The organism is Cytobacillus sp. FSL W8-0315 (assembly GCF_038002905.1).
In the GTDB taxonomy this organism is placed as follows: domain Bacteria; phylum Bacillota; class Bacilli; order Bacillales; family Cytobacillaceae; genus Cytobacillus; species Cytobacillus pseudoceanisediminis.
On the sequence record NZ_JBBOOC010000001.1, the window covers coordinates 4,202,105 to 4,218,419 of the forward strand.

General features: G+C 40.2%; 18 protein-coding genes. 1 reads left to right on the forward strand and 17 read right to left on the reverse strand.

Annotation, left to right across the window (positions count from 1 at the left end; genetic code table 11):
- Positions 1 to 24: 24 nt before the first annotated feature.
- The 8 genes from MKY20_RS21540 to spoIIGA all read right to left on the reverse strand — a co-directional run bounded on the left by MKY20_RS21540 (position 25) and on the right by spoIIGA (position 5,337).
- Entirely contained in the window at positions 25 to 288 is a 264-nt protein-coding gene (locus MKY20_RS21540) for a YggT family protein (protein WP_009330847.1), read from the reverse strand.
- Between the two features lie 6 nt (positions 289 to 294).
- On the reverse strand, positions 295 to 738 hold the full coding sequence (locus MKY20_RS21545) for a cell division protein SepF (RefSeq protein WP_009330849.1): 444 nt from the start codon (positions 736 to 738) through the stop codon (positions 295 to 297).
- Positions 739 to 742: 4 nt separating this feature from the next.
- A complete protein-coding gene (locus MKY20_RS21550; protein WP_217025465.1) occupies positions 743 to 1,429 on the reverse strand; it encodes a YggS family pyridoxal phosphate-dependent enzyme in 687 nt (228 codons plus the stop codon).
- Positions 1,430 to 2,257, reverse strand: coding sequence for a peptidoglycan editing factor PgeF (gene pgeF, locus MKY20_RS21555; RefSeq protein ID WP_251175155.1), 828 nt, complete (start codon positions 2,255 to 2,257; stop codon positions 1,430 to 1,432).
- A 69-nt stretch (positions 2,258 to 2,326) separates the two neighbouring features.
- Positions 2,327 to 2,593: a YlmC/YmxH family sporulation protein gene (locus MKY20_RS21560; RefSeq protein WP_251175154.1), complete on the reverse strand. Its 267-nt coding sequence runs from the start codon at positions 2,591 to 2,593 to the stop codon at positions 2,327 to 2,329.
- A gap of 94 nt (positions 2,594 to 2,687) precedes the next feature.
- Positions 2,688 to 3,467, reverse strand: a complete 780-nt coding sequence (sigG, locus tag MKY20_RS21565) for an RNA polymerase sporulation sigma factor SigG (protein ID WP_026041699.1) — start codon at positions 3,465 to 3,467, stop codon at positions 2,688 to 2,690.
- Between the two features lie 167 nt (positions 3,468 to 3,634).
- A complete protein-coding gene (sigE, locus tag MKY20_RS21570; RefSeq protein ID WP_009330857.1) occupies positions 3,635 to 4,354 on the reverse strand; it encodes an RNA polymerase sporulation sigma factor SigE in 720 nt (239 codons plus the stop codon).
- A 44-nt stretch (positions 4,355 to 4,398) separates the two neighbouring features.
- A complete protein-coding gene (gene spoIIGA / locus MKY20_RS21575) occupies positions 4,399 to 5,337 on the reverse strand; it encodes a sigma-E processing peptidase SpoIIGA (RefSeq protein WP_251175668.1) in 939 nt (312 codons plus the stop codon).
- 392 nt (positions 5,338 to 5,729) lie between these two features.
- Here spoIIGA and hmpA point away from each other — a divergent pair, with 392 nt between their 5' ends.
- Positions 5,730 to 6,959 (forward strand): NO-inducible flavohemoprotein, encoded by a 1,230-nt coding sequence (hmpA, locus tag MKY20_RS21580; RefSeq protein WP_251175667.1) that lies wholly within the window; start codon positions 5,730 to 5,732, stop codon positions 6,957 to 6,959.
- 113 nt (positions 6,960 to 7,072) lie between these two features.
- Here hmpA and ftsZ read toward each other — a convergent pair whose 3' ends face one another.
- The 9 genes from ftsZ to spoVE form a co-directional block, all read right to left on the reverse strand.
- Entirely contained in the window at positions 7,073 to 8,218 is a 1,146-nt protein-coding gene (gene ftsZ / locus MKY20_RS21585) for a cell division protein FtsZ (RefSeq protein ID WP_009330863.1), read from the reverse strand.
- A 151-nt stretch (positions 8,219 to 8,369) separates the two neighbouring features.
- The gene (gene ftsA / locus MKY20_RS21590; protein ID WP_009330865.1) at positions 8,370 to 9,656 is read right to left on the reverse strand and encodes a cell division protein FtsA; all 1,287 of its coding nucleotides are present in this window, start codon (positions 9,654 to 9,656) and stop codon (positions 8,370 to 8,372) included.
- A gap of 122 nt (positions 9,657 to 9,778) precedes the next feature.
- Entirely contained in the window at positions 9,779 to 10,147 is a 369-nt protein-coding gene (locus MKY20_RS21595; RefSeq protein WP_019381715.1) for a small basic family protein, read from the reverse strand.
- Complete coding sequence (locus MKY20_RS21600; RefSeq protein WP_251175666.1) at positions 10,147 to 10,878, reverse strand: DUF881 domain-containing protein; 732 nt, start codon at positions 10,876 to 10,878, stop codon at positions 10,147 to 10,149. Before MKY20_RS21600 ends, MKY20_RS21595 begins: the two co-directional genes overlap by 1 nt.
- 74 nt (positions 10,879 to 10,952) lie before the next feature.
- Positions 10,953 to 11,684, reverse strand: a complete 732-nt coding sequence (locus MKY20_RS21605; RefSeq protein WP_009330872.1) for a DUF881 domain-containing protein — start codon at positions 11,682 to 11,684, stop codon at positions 10,953 to 10,955.
- The gene (locus MKY20_RS21610; protein ID WP_009330874.1) at positions 11,632 to 12,423 is read right to left on the reverse strand and encodes a cell division protein FtsQ/DivIB; all 792 of its coding nucleotides are present in this window, start codon (positions 12,421 to 12,423) and stop codon (positions 11,632 to 11,634) included. The genes MKY20_RS21605 and MKY20_RS21610 overlap by 53 nt, the downstream gene beginning before the upstream one ends.
- A 287-nt stretch (positions 12,424 to 12,710) precedes the next feature.
- The gene (murB, locus tag MKY20_RS21615) at positions 12,711 to 13,619 is read right to left on the reverse strand and encodes a UDP-N-acetylmuramate dehydrogenase (protein ID WP_251175665.1); all 909 of its coding nucleotides are present in this window, start codon (positions 13,617 to 13,619) and stop codon (positions 12,711 to 12,713) included.
- 66 nt (positions 13,620 to 13,685) lie between these two features.
- Positions 13,686 to 14,789 carry an undecaprenyldiphospho-muramoylpentapeptide beta-N-acetylglucosaminyltransferase gene (gene murG, locus MKY20_RS21620; RefSeq protein WP_251175664.1) on the reverse strand — a complete coding sequence of 368 codons (1,104 nt, stop codon included), beginning with the start codon at positions 14,787 to 14,789 and terminating at the stop codon, positions 13,686 to 13,688.
- 302 nt (positions 14,790 to 15,091) lie between these two features.
- Positions 15,092 to 16,192 (reverse strand): stage V sporulation protein E, encoded by a 1,101-nt coding sequence (gene spoVE, locus MKY20_RS21625; protein ID WP_009330880.1) that lies wholly within the window; start codon positions 16,190 to 16,192, stop codon positions 15,092 to 15,094.
- Between the last annotated feature and the right edge of the window lie 123 nt (positions 16,193 to 16,315).

The window sequence follows — 16,315 nt, forward strand, 5'->3', positions numbered from 1 at the left end:
CATTTGATAGCCCTGTTTGTAGTCTTATGAAATCCAATAAAAAAGCTGCTGCAAACCTCCAGTGGCAAATCGCAAAACTAAGATAGCCACAATAGGAGAGATATCAATCATTCCAAGCGGAGGTATGATTTTGCGGAATGGCTCAAGGTACGGTTCACAAATCCTTGCAAGAAACTGGCCAAAAGCTGATTCCCTGGCATTAGGGAACCAGGACAGCAAAATATAAATAATCAGTGCCCACGAGTAATAATAAATTGCAGATGACAATATCCCAAATACTAATTCCATTAAATGCTACCACCTCGTATTTTCTAATTCTTGTTCTTTCATCAGCTGAGAGATGTTTCCTGATACCTCAACATTGTCAGGGGTACATAGAAAAATATCAGTTCCAATCTTTTGAATATCTCCGCCGATGGCATAAACGGTTCCGCTAAGGAAGTCAACAATCCGCTTTGCCTGATCTTTTTCTATTCTCTGCAGATTGACAACAACAGCTCTTCTGTTTTTCAGCTGATCCGCAATATCCTGTGCTTCTGCATAAACACGCGGTTCAACAAGAACTACTTTAGAAGATTTCTGCACACTTTGGAGGCTGACGATGTTTTGTTTTTGAACTGGCTGCTGCTTCTGCACCTGCTTCACCGGCTCTCTTTCTTCTTCGATGATTTCCTCTTCCTTATAGTCATATTCATCATCCAGGAAGAAAAATGTTTTAAATTTTGATTTTATACTCATTTTATCAAACCTCCTGACTCTTTTGACCTACTAAAGCAGTACCAATCCTCACCATTGTGGCACCTTCTTCAATTGCCAGGGAAAAATCATTAGACATGCCCATTGAAAGCTCAGTACAAGGAGCAAAATCAAATCCCAGATCTTTCACCTTTGTTTGCAGGTTCTTTAGCTTCCGGAAACAGGAACGAAGCAATTCCTCGTCATCTGAAAGAGGTGCCATTGTCATAAGGCCGATAACATTGAGATTTTTATAATCAGCCAGGCATGAAATAAAGTCAGCTACCTCTTCAGGATTTATTCCCTGTTTCGACTCTTCCCCTGAGACATTAACCTGAACAAAACAATTTATCTTTCGATCAGCCCGCTTGTCGATTTCCTTTGCGAGGGAAAGCCTGTCCAGTGAATGGATATAATCAACTTTATCAATTATATTTTTCACTTTGCGCGTTTGCAGCGTTCCAATAAAGTGCCATGTCGGCTTGTCCTTTAACACATCCCACTTGGCAAGCAATCCTTCATCCCTATTTTCACCTAAATGAACAATTCCTGCTTCAAGTGCTTCTTGTGCCCGTTCGGCTGATACGTACTTAGTAACAGCAATGAGGGTAATTTCTTCTGGCTTACGGTTGGCCTTTATGCACGCTTCCTTTATAGCTGACTCAATTTGCTTTAAATTATCTTCTACTCTCATTTAGCTTCCGACTTCCTCCTTCCAGCCAATAAAGCTCATCATTCTGCCCGTCTTTCCCCTATCTCTTCTGTGGGAGAAAAAATAGTTTTCATGACAGCTTGTGCAATAATCAGTAATCATAATATTTTCATGAGGAATTCCTGCATTTGTCAGAATTGTCCGGTTTAGTTCTTTCAAATCAAGCTGGAATTGATTGTCACTAATTTGATTATATGGCTTAATATCGACATCTTCTAGTATTTTTTGCACTTTTGAAATAACATGGTCATCAACTATATAACAATTACCGCAAATGGAAGGGCCAATCACGGTTTGGACCTCACTTAAGTCAATGCCTTCTTTGGCAAATAGCTCGGCCATCTTCCTGCCAATCCCCCCGACAGTACCTTTCCAGCCTGCATGGGCCATGCCTATGGCTCCTGTCTTTTCATGCAAAAAGTAAAGCGGCACACAATCCGCAAAACAGAGAGTCAGCATGACACCTTTAGAATAAGTGAAAAACCCGTCAGTACCAGGAAAGGAATCCTCGTAAACAAGAGCACCTTTCCCTTTATCTATTCTGGTAACTTTTTTTATGTTGATTTCATGAGTTTGTTCAGCACCAACCCATTTTTCATGAGAAAACTCAAGCAAGTCAGCCACATGCTGCCGATTTCTGCTGACTGCTTCATTGCTGTCGTTTACGTGCAATCCTACATTAAGCGTTTTGTATTCATTACAACTGCAGCCGCCATTTTTAGTTGTAAAACCGGCAGTTATATTAGGAAAACGATCTGCCCACGCTTTTATGACAAAATACTCTTCCGTTTTTAAAGAAAATGGTTCCATGCGATTAACCCCATCTTATTTTTCTATAGTTTACCACAAGGCAGGCAGTGATGACACCATTAACAACTCTTATGCTTCCTCAATATATTTTGGCTCAATCGCATCCTGATAGCGGACCAGTATGACATCCTCACCAATTTTTATAATATTTTTCCACGGTATGACAATATCAGCATCTCTCCCAAAAAAACCTAACACTTTTCCCGTTCCCCCGATAATGACAGCTTCAATTTTTCCTGTATTTATATTAATATCTATATCCCCAATATTTCCAAGCTTTTTGCCGTCAGCTACATTTACAACATCCTTCATTTGAAATTCAGATATTTTCACCATCGACATTTCACTCCCAATTTATGTTCTTATTCAATATATGTTTGCCCCTATAGGAAAAATGTTTGGTAAATATAAAAAGCAGCCAAATTGGCTGCTAGCTTTGAATATTTTTATTCATTTGTTTGATTGCCGCTTTTTCAAGCCTTGAAACTTGAGCCTGGGAAATGCCGATTTCCTCTGCCACTTCCATTTGAGTTTTGCCCTGGAAGAAGCGTTTTCTAAGAATCAGTTTTTCCCGTTCATTCAGTCTTCTCATTCCCTCTTTTAAGGCTATCTCTTCAATCCATTGAATATCTTTGTTCCGTTCATCACTCAGCTGATCCATCACATAGATCGGATCTCCGCCATCATTATAAATGGGTTCAAATAAGGAGACAGGATCCTGAATTGCATCTAATGCAAAAACGATTTCTTCATGAGGCACATCCAGCTCTTTTGCTATTTCTTCCGCCGTAGGCTCTCTGGATGTTTTGCTCATTAAACGTTCTCTTACCTGCAGAGCTTTATAAGCAATGTCCCTTAATGAACGCGAGACGCGGATCGGGTTATTATCACGCAGATACCTGCGTATTTCCCCAATGATCATCGGAACTGCATAGGTGGAAAACTTAACGTTTTGACTTAGATCAAAATTATCAATAGATTTCATTAGACCGATACAGCCGACCTGGAAAAGGTCATCAACAAATTCGCCTCTGTTATTAAAACGCTGAATCACACTTAATACGAGACGCAAATTGCCGTTGACGAGTTTTTCCCGTGCGGTTATATCCCCCTTATGCATTTGCTTGAAGAGCTCTCTCATTTCTTCGTTTTTTAAAACTGGAAGCTTTGAAGTATCAACACCGCAAATTTCTACTTTATTTCGAGTCAATCCATTTCCCTCCTCACAGGAGCTGCTGTACAAAAAACAGTATCTCCTTGGAAAGGAAAAATATGCACCGGCTAATCTGACTGCCGGATGGGGAAACGGTCAAAGCATCATAAACACTAGGTTTTCTCCTTGCAAAATTTTGTAAAAAAATATTCCTGTTTAAAGTTTCAAACCATCTTATTAAATTCTTTTTTTAATCTTTTTATTATTCGTTTTTCCAGACGTGAAATGTAGGACTGAGAAATACCCAGCATATCTGCCACGTCCTTCTGAGTTTTTTCTTCACCCGATCCAAGGCCAAATCTAAGCTCCATTATCTGTTTTTCCCGATCTGAAAGCTGATGCAATGCCTTTAGCAAGAGCTTTTTATCAACATTTGCTTCAAGGTCTTTTGTGATGATGTCATCCTCAGTGCCAAGCACATCGGAAAGAAGGAGTTCATTGCCATCCCAATCAATATTGAGGGGTTCATCAAAGGAAACTTCAGAACGGATTTTATTGTTCCTTCTTAAATACATTAGAATTTCATTCTCAATACAGCGGGATGCATATGTAGCCAGCTTGATTTTTTTCTCTGGATTAAACGTATTTACAGCTTTGATAAGCCCAATGGTTCCAATGCTGATCAAGTCCTCTATATTGATGCCTGTATTCTCAAACTTTCTGGCGATATATACAACAAGACGCAGATTTCTTTCAATTAAAATGGATCTTGCAGCTTTATCTCCTTTCGGAAGCTTGATCAGGAGCATTTCTTCTTCTTCCTTACTAAGTGGAGGAGGTAGTGCTTCGCTGCCGCCTATATAATATACTTCATCTGTTTTGATCCCCAGCTTAATCAATAATTTATACCAATAGTAGGATAAGCGAAGTTTTAACTTTTTCATGATTTGTCCTCCTTCTAAATTAGGTTTTTGCAGAGTATAGTATATTAACTTACTTTTGCATCCTGCTTCATTGTACTTGTACCTGTAAGCATCTTAGGATGAATAATGCACTGGAACGCATCGTCCGCAGATAGCTGCTGCATGGAAAAGGAAACTAATCCTCGCTCTGATTCTATTATTTCATTCTCTTTTTCAAGGAGAATGCGGTCAGGCTTGAATCCTATAATCAACTGGTGTTCTTGTCCAACAACCTTACATGGAATAACCCTCATTTTATGCTCCCAATTCCCGCCAATTGAATCACTGCCCATAATGATATCTTCCGGGTTCCCTGCCATTTTAATTATTTCAGGCGGGAACTCGTCAAGCCTGTCTTTAATGGATATAAACATCACTGGCATTTTCGAAATGGGATCGTATAACTGGTTGCCGCTGTCAATCAGGCCTCTGAAACGGAATTCTGTTTCATTGATAACAACACGCACCATAATTAAAGAGTCATATTGTATTTTTGTCATCTCAATTCCTTCAACGTTTCTCTTAGAGAAATGCCAGGCAAGAGGAAACCCAAGAAGTACAAACAGCCAGCTGATTGGATCACCAAAGCCTTTAACACTGGCGAGCATGACAGATGAAGAAAGCTGAAAATCAAAATTAATAAAATAATGAATGCCTATTAATGAGCCTCCAACTAAAAAAGTAGCAAAATAAAAAGTCATGAGCCCTTTTAGAAAGTAACGCAAACGCTTAAAGCCAAAAACAGCCAATACCATTGCAACCGAGAATAATAATTTAGTGACTGGGTGACCTGAAAATTCATTAAATGGTGTAAATACTAATAAAATGATGATCGATCCTATTAAGCCGCCTGCAAAAATCCTCCAAAGCCTGATTTCCCTTTTTAGTATTATGGCTGTTAGATAAAGGAGAAGGCTGTCAAACATAAAATTCAGCGCCCAGATAATATCCAAATAGACTGTCAATTATCTTCCCCCTTAGAAAAGCGCAAGCGCCTTGCACCTCCGACACCCCGAGAGGTTAGGCGCTAGAGCTAGACAGTTATAAAGATTATAGTTATACTTCTTGCTTCCTCTTCAAAATCAGCATCTGGCAGATTGACTTTAGCAGTCAAATTCTCTCATATATTTATTGTGCTATGATTCTGTTAGAAAAAAGTATAGCGCATTTCAGTAAAGGAAGTGTGTCGCTTTCTGTATGCAAAAAGATAGAAATTTTCCCTATTCCCAACGGATTTTGTCATTATTTTTCTATTTAATGCTCCTTCATTTTTCACTGGGTGTGATTTATATCACATTTATTATTTTCAATATCAACTATAATGACAGTGAAAATAATAAAAAGGAGTTTTGCTGATATGCTGGACACAAAAACAATTGAAATTATTAAAAGCACTGTACCTGTACTTGAAAAACATGGCGAAGATATTACGAAAACCTTTTATAAGTTAATGTTTACAAATCACCCTGAACTGCTGAACATCTTTAATCATGCTAATCAGAAACAGGGACGACAGCAAAAAGCACTGGCAAATTCAGTATATGCTGCTGCAAAATATATCGATAACCTGGAAGCTATTCTCCCGGTTGTCACACAAATCGCTCATAAGCACCGATCCTTAGGCATTAAGCCTGAACATTATCCGATTGTTGGAGAGCATTTAATTCTTGCAATCAAGGAAGTGCTGAAAGAGGCTGCTACTGAAGAAATTATTGGTGCATGGACTAAAGCTTATGGTGTGATTACGGATGCATTCATCGGATTAGAAAAGAGCCTTTATGAGGATGCCGCTGATAAGCCAGGAGGCTGGGATGACTTCAGAACATTCACTGTTGCAAAAAAGGTGAAAGAAAGTGATGTAATTACTTCCTTCTATTTTACACCTGACGATAGGGGGAATATTTCCAGTTATCTTCCTGGCCAGTATATTAGTGTGAAATTAAATATTCCAGGAGAAGATTATACACATATCCGCCAATACAGCCTTTCTGACTCTCCGGAAAAGTCATATTACAGAATTTCTGTTAAGAAAGAAGAAGGCCATTCTGAAAAACCGGACGGAAAGGTTTCCAGCTATCTTCACAATGATCTGAAAGAGGGCGATCATATAGAAATAAGTGCTCCTGCCGGAGAATTTGTTCTGGATAAAATGAATAATCCTGTCGTTCTGCTTAGCGGCGGAGCAGGCATTACACCAATGCACAGCATGCTGCGTCATCTTGATGCAACAGGAGTAAATCATGAAACTATTTTTGTTCATGCTGCACTAAACGGGAATGTACATGCATTTTTAGGAGAAGTACATGAAATTGAAAAAAGGAATTCATTGGTAAAAACATATTTCTGCTATGAAAGTCCAACAGAACAAGATATAGCCGAAAAGACCTTCAGCAAAGAAGGCTATATTACTTCAGACTGGTTAAACACCATAGTGCCAAATAAAGATAGTATGGTTTATATGTGCGGGCCAGTACCATTTATGCAGGCTATGTACGAGGCATTGCTTGAAGCAGGCTTTCAGAAGGAAAATATCCGATATGAATTCTTTGGACCTTCTATGCAGCTAAAGGAAACTCAGATGGTTTAAAAATAATTTTGCATGGCTCATAGAGCCATGCTTATCTGTGTAAAAAACCTTCAATAACAATTCTAAAAAACCCCTGGAATCAAATTGATTACAGGGGTTTTTTCAATCAAATTTTATCTTCTGCGGTTACGGTTGCGTAAGAACGTCGGGATATCCAAAGTTTCTTCCGGCTGTTGAGATTGGCTGCTTCTTACAGGTTCTTGCGGAGCTTCCTCTCTCTTTGGTTCACGCTTCATAGACGTTCCCATGCCTGGGGAAGATTTAGGCTGTCCGAATGTTGGCCTCATAGGCTTAGGCTGGATCACCTCTTCATTAAATCCAGTTGCAATAACCGTTACAACAATTTCATCTTTAAGGTTTTCATTAATTACGGAACCGAAGATCATATTCACGTCCTGATCTGAAGCTGAAGCAACAATATCAGCTGCTTCCTGTACTTCATATAGGCTTAGATTTGATCCGCCAGTAATATTCATTAAGACGCCTTGTGCACCATCAATTGATGTTTCAAGCAATGGTGATGAAATCGCCTTTTTCGCCGCTTCTGCTGCACGGTTCTCTCCTGCAGCGACACCAATACCCATTAGTGCAGAACCTTTATTGGACATGATTGTCTTCACATCTGCAAAGTCGAGGTTAATTAATCCTGGAACAGCAATCAAGTCGGAAATACCTTGAACACCCTGGCGCAGAACATTATCCGCTTCGCGGAATGCTTCAAGCATCGGAGTGCTTTTATCAACGATTTCCAACAGTCTGTCATTAGGAATGACGATCAGCGTATCAACCGCTTCCTTCATAGCAGCAATACCGCCGGCTGCTTGAGTGGAACGCTTGCGGCCTTCAAAAGTAAATGGGCGGGTTACAACACCAACAGTCAGCGCTCCTAAATCACGTGCAATCTGGGCGATAACTGGAGCCGCTCCTGTTCCTGTACCACCACCCATACCAGCAGTGACGAATACCATATCAGCACCTTTCAGTGCTTCTTCTACCTGCTCTTTACTTTCTTCTGCTGCTTTTTTACCTACCTCAGGGTTGGCACCTGCTCCAAGTCCCCTTGTAAGTTTGCCTCCGATTTGCATTTTCACTTCTGCTTTTGATAAGTTCAGCGCCTGAGCATCCGTGTTAACAGCAATAAACTCGACACCTTGAACACCATGCTCAATCATTCTGTTTACTGCATTGTTACCGCCGCCTCCAACGCCGATGACTTTTATAGTTGCTAATGAATCCAAATTTGTATCAAATTCCAACATGACTAATCCTCCTAATTCGTCGATATTCCTAAGAACACCTTTTTTGATTCGCTTTTTTATACGCACTCCCAAAATGGCTTTTCAGTGCATTTTTCTATCCGCCGTATGGCTTTTGATTTCCGTTTCCCTAACCCTTGCGAATCAAATCAAGTTATTCGAAAAAGTATCCGAGGAACTTTTTAACTCTTGATGTGATTTTTTCTTCCGGCTGTTTTTCCGGCTTTGTTTTCGGTTGCGGTTGCGGTTTTTGCACTCGTTTTTCTTTAGCTTCAGGGACAGTCACTGGCTGCTCCATTTTTCTGCCCTGTATTTTAGCATTCTTATATGCGAACTTAATCAATCCAACAGCAGTCGTATACTGCGGTTCCCTCACGCCAATATAATCAGGGATTGCGATACGCACTCTATTTTGGAATATATCCTGTGCCAGTTCAAGAATTCCCTGGGTATTAGCTACGCCTCCAGATAGTACATAGCCCCCTGGAAGATCTTTTGCTCCAAGACGTTTCACTTCGTGCTGGATAAGATCAAAAATCTCTTCCATCCGGGCTTCAATAATATCTGAAATTTCCAATTGATTAAATTGCTGATGCTGATCGCTTCCGATGATGGGAACACTGAATACCTCATCTTCAGATGCATGGTCATAGAACGCGTAGCCATATTTTGTTTTGATTTTTTCTGCATCTTCTGTAGATGTGCGGAGTCCGATAGATAAGTCTTTTGTGATATGGTCTCCCCCTACAGGAAGCACACTGGTTGCCTTTAATGATCCATTTTCAAATATGGCAATAGTTGTGGAGCCGCCGCCAATATCAACAAGTGCAACTCCCAGATTTTTCTCATCCTTTGAAAGAGCGAATGCACCTGCTGCCAGAGGCTGAAGCGAAATATCCATGATTTCAAGGCCAGCGCGTTCAACACAGCGCAGGGTGTTATGTAAAATCGTTTTCGATCCTGTAATAATGGTGCCTTCCATTTCCAGCCGCACACCAATCATTCCGCGGGGATCACTGATCTCGTCCAATCCGTCAACGATAAACTGTTTTGGAATGACATCAATAATATCTCTTTCCGGCGGGATCGATACAACTTGTGCCGCGTCTATGACTCTAGCAACATCTTCGTCTGTAATTTCCCTATTTTCACTCGAGACTGCAACAACACCATGGGATGGCTGAAGCATAACATGATTGCCGGTAATTCCTACAATCACATTCTTTATCTCCATTCCTATCATTCTCTCAGCCTGTTCGATTGCCTTTTTAATAGAATGAACGGTTTCGTCTATGTCAACAATGGAACCCTTGCGTAACCCTTCTGACTGTACATTGCCAACACCAATAATATTTAAAGAGTCATTGACCATTTCCCCAATGATTACTTTTACACTGGATGTACCGATGTCAAGACTAACATATATTTCATTGCTGTTCATTCTCTGGCACCTCCTTTTTTTGCAATTCCGATTATTGAACAACAATCTTTTCTTGCTGTTGTTTGTTTTAGTAAGTTAGTTTATCTATAAAATTATTCGTCAAAACTAATACTTTCCCTTTTTTAAATATCATTTTTTTCTGTTTTTTCTCTGTTTTGGGACCATTTTGCGATTAAAATTCTTCTGATGACCGCAATATTTTGGAAAAGCCTGACCCCAAAAGCAAATACTGCTGCTAAGTACAAGTCTACACCAAGATGGACACCCAGAAAAGCTAAACTTGCTGCCAGCAGGATGTTAAAAAAGAAACCGGAAACGAAAACTTTTTCATCATAAATATTTTGAAGCTGCGCCCTGATCCCTCCGAATAGAGTATCCAATGCAGCAAGAACAGCAATGGAAAGATAATTCGAGTATTCATCCGGCACTTTTATATCTGTCATAAGTCCAAGTATCACACCAATGATCAATCCTAAAACAGGAAGCCACATTATGATTTGCCTCCTTCGTCAGGTTTCACAGGCTCCATATGTCTGATTCTCAATGCCTCATCATATGCAGGAATCGTGACAGGCTCTGCAGACTTTTCCACCTTAACCCTCAGATTGTCAATGAAAAATTCTTCGGCAGTATTTGATACTTGCATGCGATTAAAAAGCTTCTCGGCAGATTGGGCATTCTCAGTTATTACTTTCACTTCTATAGGCAGGCGATTTAAGGAAAATCCATCTATCATGGTCTCACTGTTGATATCCCTTATGACTGTCGTGTTGATGATCCTTCTGCCTCCAATGGAAATGTGCTTGGCATCATACATATTTAACTCATTGACAAGCCTCTTGAGCAAATCCGGGGAAACAGAATCAGCCTGTTTGCCCAGAAGAAGCTCCTCATGCACCGGTTCAATGCTTATGATTATGCCTGGTCCCGTCACTTCACTTAGTCCGGCTTCCATTTTTAATTCTTCCAGCGTATCACGAAGCACTTGCTCTTTGCTTTGTTTGCGCTTTGTTTCATATTGGGCAATTTTTTCTTCATTTGAACTAATTTCCCGCAAAAGTTTTAATTGCAGTTCTTTTTCTTTAAGGATGTCACCTCTAAGCTGCCAGGTATCCCTTGTATCCCGGACAGCCGGTTCCTTAACTGTTTGAAACTGTATGGCAATCATAAAGCCAATTATTACGGTTATAAAGGTAAAGCTGAATTTCTTCTTGCTGTCCACTTTAATTCCACCTTGCTTTCCCGAATAAATTATTCTGTGGACAAATTAATACTGCTTACAATGCTGGATTGGCTTTACGAACCCAGTAATGGTTCCATGATGATTTCGCCCTTTTTTTCTAATGTGAAATGGATGTTTTCATCCACCAATGTGTCTTTTACTCCGCCTGTCAGATTCAGAGCAGAGGAAAGCACCTCGGCATCACCAATGGCAGTGATGACAAAAGGGGCGGGATGCTGGTAGCCGTCAACTTCTATAACAGGCCCATTGCAAACAATATAGGAACTGTGTGATAATCTTTGGCCATTTATAGCTACTGCGGAAGCTCCGGAAATATAGAGTTCATTAATAACCTTAAAAACATGGTGTTCATGGACGATATAATTGTTAATATTATCTTCATCCGGATCGTAGTCACCGTCTGCCAGAGTTACTTCCACTCCTGTACCTTTTACTTTTACTTTACCAAGATGCATCCTGTACTTCTCAGCATCCTCGGCAAGATTAAAATAAACCTGGGCTTCCTGTGAAAGCTCTTTTTCAATGTCAAGAACGTTTTCCTGTTTTGTATTTAATTCTTTTTGAAGAGCTCTGTTTTTTTCCTCCAATTCGACAAGCTGATTACGAAGTTCCAAATCTCTTTCCCACTGTTTTCCGCTTAATGCCGGCTTTTCATCTTCTCCCTGTGTAAGGTGATAGGAAAAAGCCATCATGTAACCCAGTACGAGAAACACCAGGGAGAATATTACATGATTACCCTTCACCTTCATTTTCTTTTTCAACTTCTTCAGCTCCCTCTGTTTCATAAGCTTTAAAATAAGATCCTACTTCCAAGTCGATGATTCCTTTTTTCTCAGGATCCAGCTGGCTTATGATAGAAGGGTAGTGTGCCATTTTTTCTGAAAAGCTTCTTAAAGTAGCACTTACTTCAAAACCATCATTCATATACAAAGTAATATGGTTGGAATCTGTCTTTTTGGGAGAATGATGGATTTCGGAAATCGAATTTAACACCTCTTCAGGCAGTGATTCAAGCTCCCCAATCATCATGTTAAGGATGTCGCCCTCAGAAAAGTCATTAAGGATGGGAGCGTTGACAGGGATTTCCGCAACCTTTTCATCCTTTAATATGCTCCCATTCTCCATAACAGGAAGGTAATGCTTCTCTTTCGCTATGTAGGCAATGCGCTTCAGTTCATCTACCTGTATATTAATTGTGCTTGGCAGCTGAATTTTAACAGTTGAAGATTTTATTTCAGGCAGTTCTTTAAGCTTACCCTCAATAGCCTCTTCGTCAACCTTCCAAATATTTGTTTTTTCAGTAACACCGCTAATTTGAATAATTTCTTCTTTATCGTAAATTGAATTGCCGGATACCTTAATTTGTTTAATATGGCTTAAGGGCGATTGAAAGTAAATAACTAAAACAATCAGCGAGAAAAAAAGCAGCAGCAAAAAGATCAGTCTTCTGTTCGCTTTCTTCTTTCTTTGCTGTTTAAGCTTCGGTATTCGATCCTCAAGCGAGACAACCTTACTTTTCTCCACTTTTATCACCCCATTAAGAAAAGCACAAGCGCCTTGCCCACCCCCGACAATTCGAGGGGATAGGCGCTGGAGCTAGACAGTTATAGAAGTTTAGAGTATACCTTCATATTTTTTCAGAATAGCGCAAGGACAATAAATTAAAACAAAGCAGCTTGTCCAGCAAAATTTATGCAATACTGAATTAGGGAAGAGAACGGCATGTAAACCATGCCGTTTTTACTACATTTACTGTTATCTAATAAATTATTATATCACAATAAATGGTATACGTAAGGTATTATTCCCCGTTACTTTCGACCGATTATTTCCACTTCTGTCTCCATCTTTACTCCATACAAATCAAAGATTGTATCCTTAATATGCTGAATTAATGCAAGTACATCTTCCGCTTTGGCATCTCCCGCATTCACGATGAAATTCCCATGCATATTGGAAATTTGCGCACCGCCGATGCTATGGCCCTTCATTCCGGCTTTTTCTATCAGCTGGCCAGCATATTCCGGAAGCGGGTTACGGAAAATACTGCCTGCACATGGGTAGTTCCAAGGCTGGGTTTCCTTTCTGTAATCCTTATTTTTTTGCATTGCAGAGGAAATTTTTTCCCTGTCTCCCTCTGTAAGCCGGAAAACGGCCTCCAGAACAATACCCGGACGTTTCTTTTGAAGGACGGATGTTCTATAAGAGAATTCCATTTCTTCGTTCGTGAGCCATTCCATCTTCCCATCTTCGAAAAGAACATGTGCTCTGGTCAGGATCTGCGAAATATCAGAACCGTGAGCACCAGCGTTCATATAAACTGCTCCGCCTACAGACCCGGGAATTCCGCTGGCAAATTCAAGACCTGACAAGCCTTTTTTGCTGATAATTGTGGAGAGGGCAACCAATGAATAACCCCCGCCTGCTCTTAATTCCGCACCATTAAGATCCAGTTGATCCATGCCGCGGCCCAACTTAATGACCACTCCTTCTATGCCTCCATCAGATACGAGCAAATTAGATCCTCTTCCAATTGCTCTCCATTTCATTTTATAGCTCTGGATCAGTTCCATCGCTTTTGCCAGGTTTTCTATGGAAGAAGGCTCAATAAACAAATCGGCGGGTCCGCCAATTTTCATTGTTGTATGATTAGCCATCGGCTCATTTTCTTTAACTGTTCCGATGTTTAATTCTCTAAGCTTGCTGATAAATTCGTCCATATTTACCTCCCTTTCTATTGATCTGTGCCTAAATTTATTTATTCTATGCAAATTTACTATTTGGGGCTACTTCACCTTATTGGAGACCAATTCGGCCATTAATGTGTATAGCCTATTTGATGCATCACGGATTCCAAGTTTTTTTGAAGCTTCCTTCATGTTACTCATCTTATCTTTATCGAGAATGATTCGGTCGATGCTGTCAATAAGCTTTTTCCCTGTTAACTCTTTTTCAAGCAATAGTTCTGCAGCACCATGGTCGCTTAGCGCCCTTGCATTTTTCTCCTGGTGGTTATTTGTTACATATGGGCTTGGGATTAAAATGCTCGGGATTCCTAAAGAGGTAATCTCTGCCAAAGTTGTGGCTCCAGCACGTGACACGACCAGGTCTGCTCCGGCCAGCACTTCTGGCATATTGTGAATAAATGGTTTAATCATTACATTTTCAGGGCTTCCGACCAGTTCTATTTCTTTTTGTACATCCTCATAATGGACGTCCCCTGTGATATATAAAACCTGATATGACTTTTCACCCAGCTCAGCCAGAGTTTTTAGAACTGCATCATTGATTGGCCTTGCCCCTCTGCTGCCTCCAAAGATTAACACAGCAGGGACACCCGTTTTTAATCCTGCTGATAGTCTCCCCCTGATCCCATCCTGTCCCAGCACCTCTGAAGCACGAGGATTTCCTGTCATGACTGTTTTAGTATCCGGAAAAAAAGCCTTTGCTTCTTCAAAGCAGACTGCGATTTTATCAACATATCTGCTTAAAAACTTATTGGTTAATCCCGGGACGCTGTTTTGCTCATGGATTATGGTTGGGATGCCAAGCTTTGATGCAGCATATACAACAGGACCACAAACATAACCGCCGGTGCCGATCACGACATCCGCATTAAATTCCTTAAGCATCTTTTTACTTTCACGAACGCCTTTCAGGAACCTTAAAACAGTTTTAACATTTTCCAAAGAAAGTTTTCTTTTAAAACCCGTTATATGTATTGATTTAAAAGGGATATTTTCACGATTGACAATCGTATTTTCAAGCCCTTTTTCAGTTCCAATATATAAAAATTCGGCATCTTTATGTTCTTTCTTTATTTGTCTTATAAGCGCAAGTGCCGGATATATATGTCCGCCAGTTCCTCCGCCGCTAACAGCAATTTTCATTCTTTCACCTCAAAAAAGAGTCTAATTATCAAAGAAATCTAAGCTTTATTTTATGAACAAATATAAAGCTTACAGATTTAGTGAAGGTCATCCAGCGTTCGAGCGGAAAACACTCCCCCTCTTTTCCCTATTCTACTATATTCAAAACAAATAGATAGGAACGTACATCATAATGTTAAAGAAATGTAATAATGTGCAAAATTGCAAAGAAGTTTGATAATTCTTCTATGCTGGATAAATTATTTCTTCCAAAAAAGAAACCCTGCTTCACAGGGTTTCCGAATAGCATGTTATAAAATGCGCTAGTACCTTGCATATCTGCTTATATTAAGCAGAACCCCTATAGCCATGAGCATCAGTGTCAAAGACGATCCCCCGTAGCTCAGAAACGGAAGTGTGATGCCAGTAACAGGCATCAGTCCTGTTACTACTCCAATATTTATCATTACCTGAATAGCGACCATTGCTATGATCCCAACAGCCAAGAAACTCCCATATAAATCAGGGGCGCCCAGTGCTATGCGGATGCCGCGCCATAAAAGAAGTGCAAATAATAAAATGACAAAGGATCCCCCTATAAATCCCAGTTCCTCAGCTAAAATAGCAAAGATAAAATCTGTCTGCGGCTCAGGAAGATAAAAAAACTTCTGTCTGCTTTGTCCAAGACCAAGGCCAAACAACCCTCCAGGCCCTATTGCATATAAGGACTGGATAATCTGAAATCCGCTGCCCAGAGGATCTTCCCATGGGTCTAGAAATGAAGTAATCCGCTTTATCCTGTATGGGGCCGACAGAACAAGTGCGACAAATCCGGCTAAACCTGCAACGCCAAACCAGACAAAGTGGCTGATCCTCGCTCCCGCGATAAAAATCATGACGACGCAAGTACCCACCATTACAGTTCCAGTGCCTAAATCAGGCTGCAGCATTATTAATCCAAATGCTAAAAATACAAGCCCTAAAGATGGAACAAGACCTTTTCTGAAAGAGGTGATCAGCTTTTGTTTTTCGGAGAGGAATTTTGCCATAAACACAATCATGGCAAGCTTCATAAACTCGGAAGGCTGAACAGAAAATGCTCCTACACCAATCCAGCTCCGCGAGCCATTTCGCACATTGCCGATTCCCGGAATGAGCACCAGGAGCAAAAGTACAAAACAGACAATGATTAAAACCTTTGCCCATGTTCTCCAGGTCCAATAATCCACATTCATGATAAAAAACATCGCAATAATTCCAACTCCGGCAAAAAGCATTTGCCTTTTCGCAAAAAAGAAAGAATCATCAAATTTATAATCTGCCCAAATTGCACTTGCACTATATACCATAGTCAATCCTACAGCAAGCAGCATAAAAGTGACGATCATTAATATAACATCGGGAGTGGTTTTTTTGGTCGGCAACGAAAACACCTCGAATGCAAGTTTTAGGGCTATCAAGGAACTTTTTTCCTGCCGCAAATAAACTTACCTGTTTTCCGGAAGTCTTATTGCGTTCCTTATTAAAGCTCTAAATGTCACGCGAAG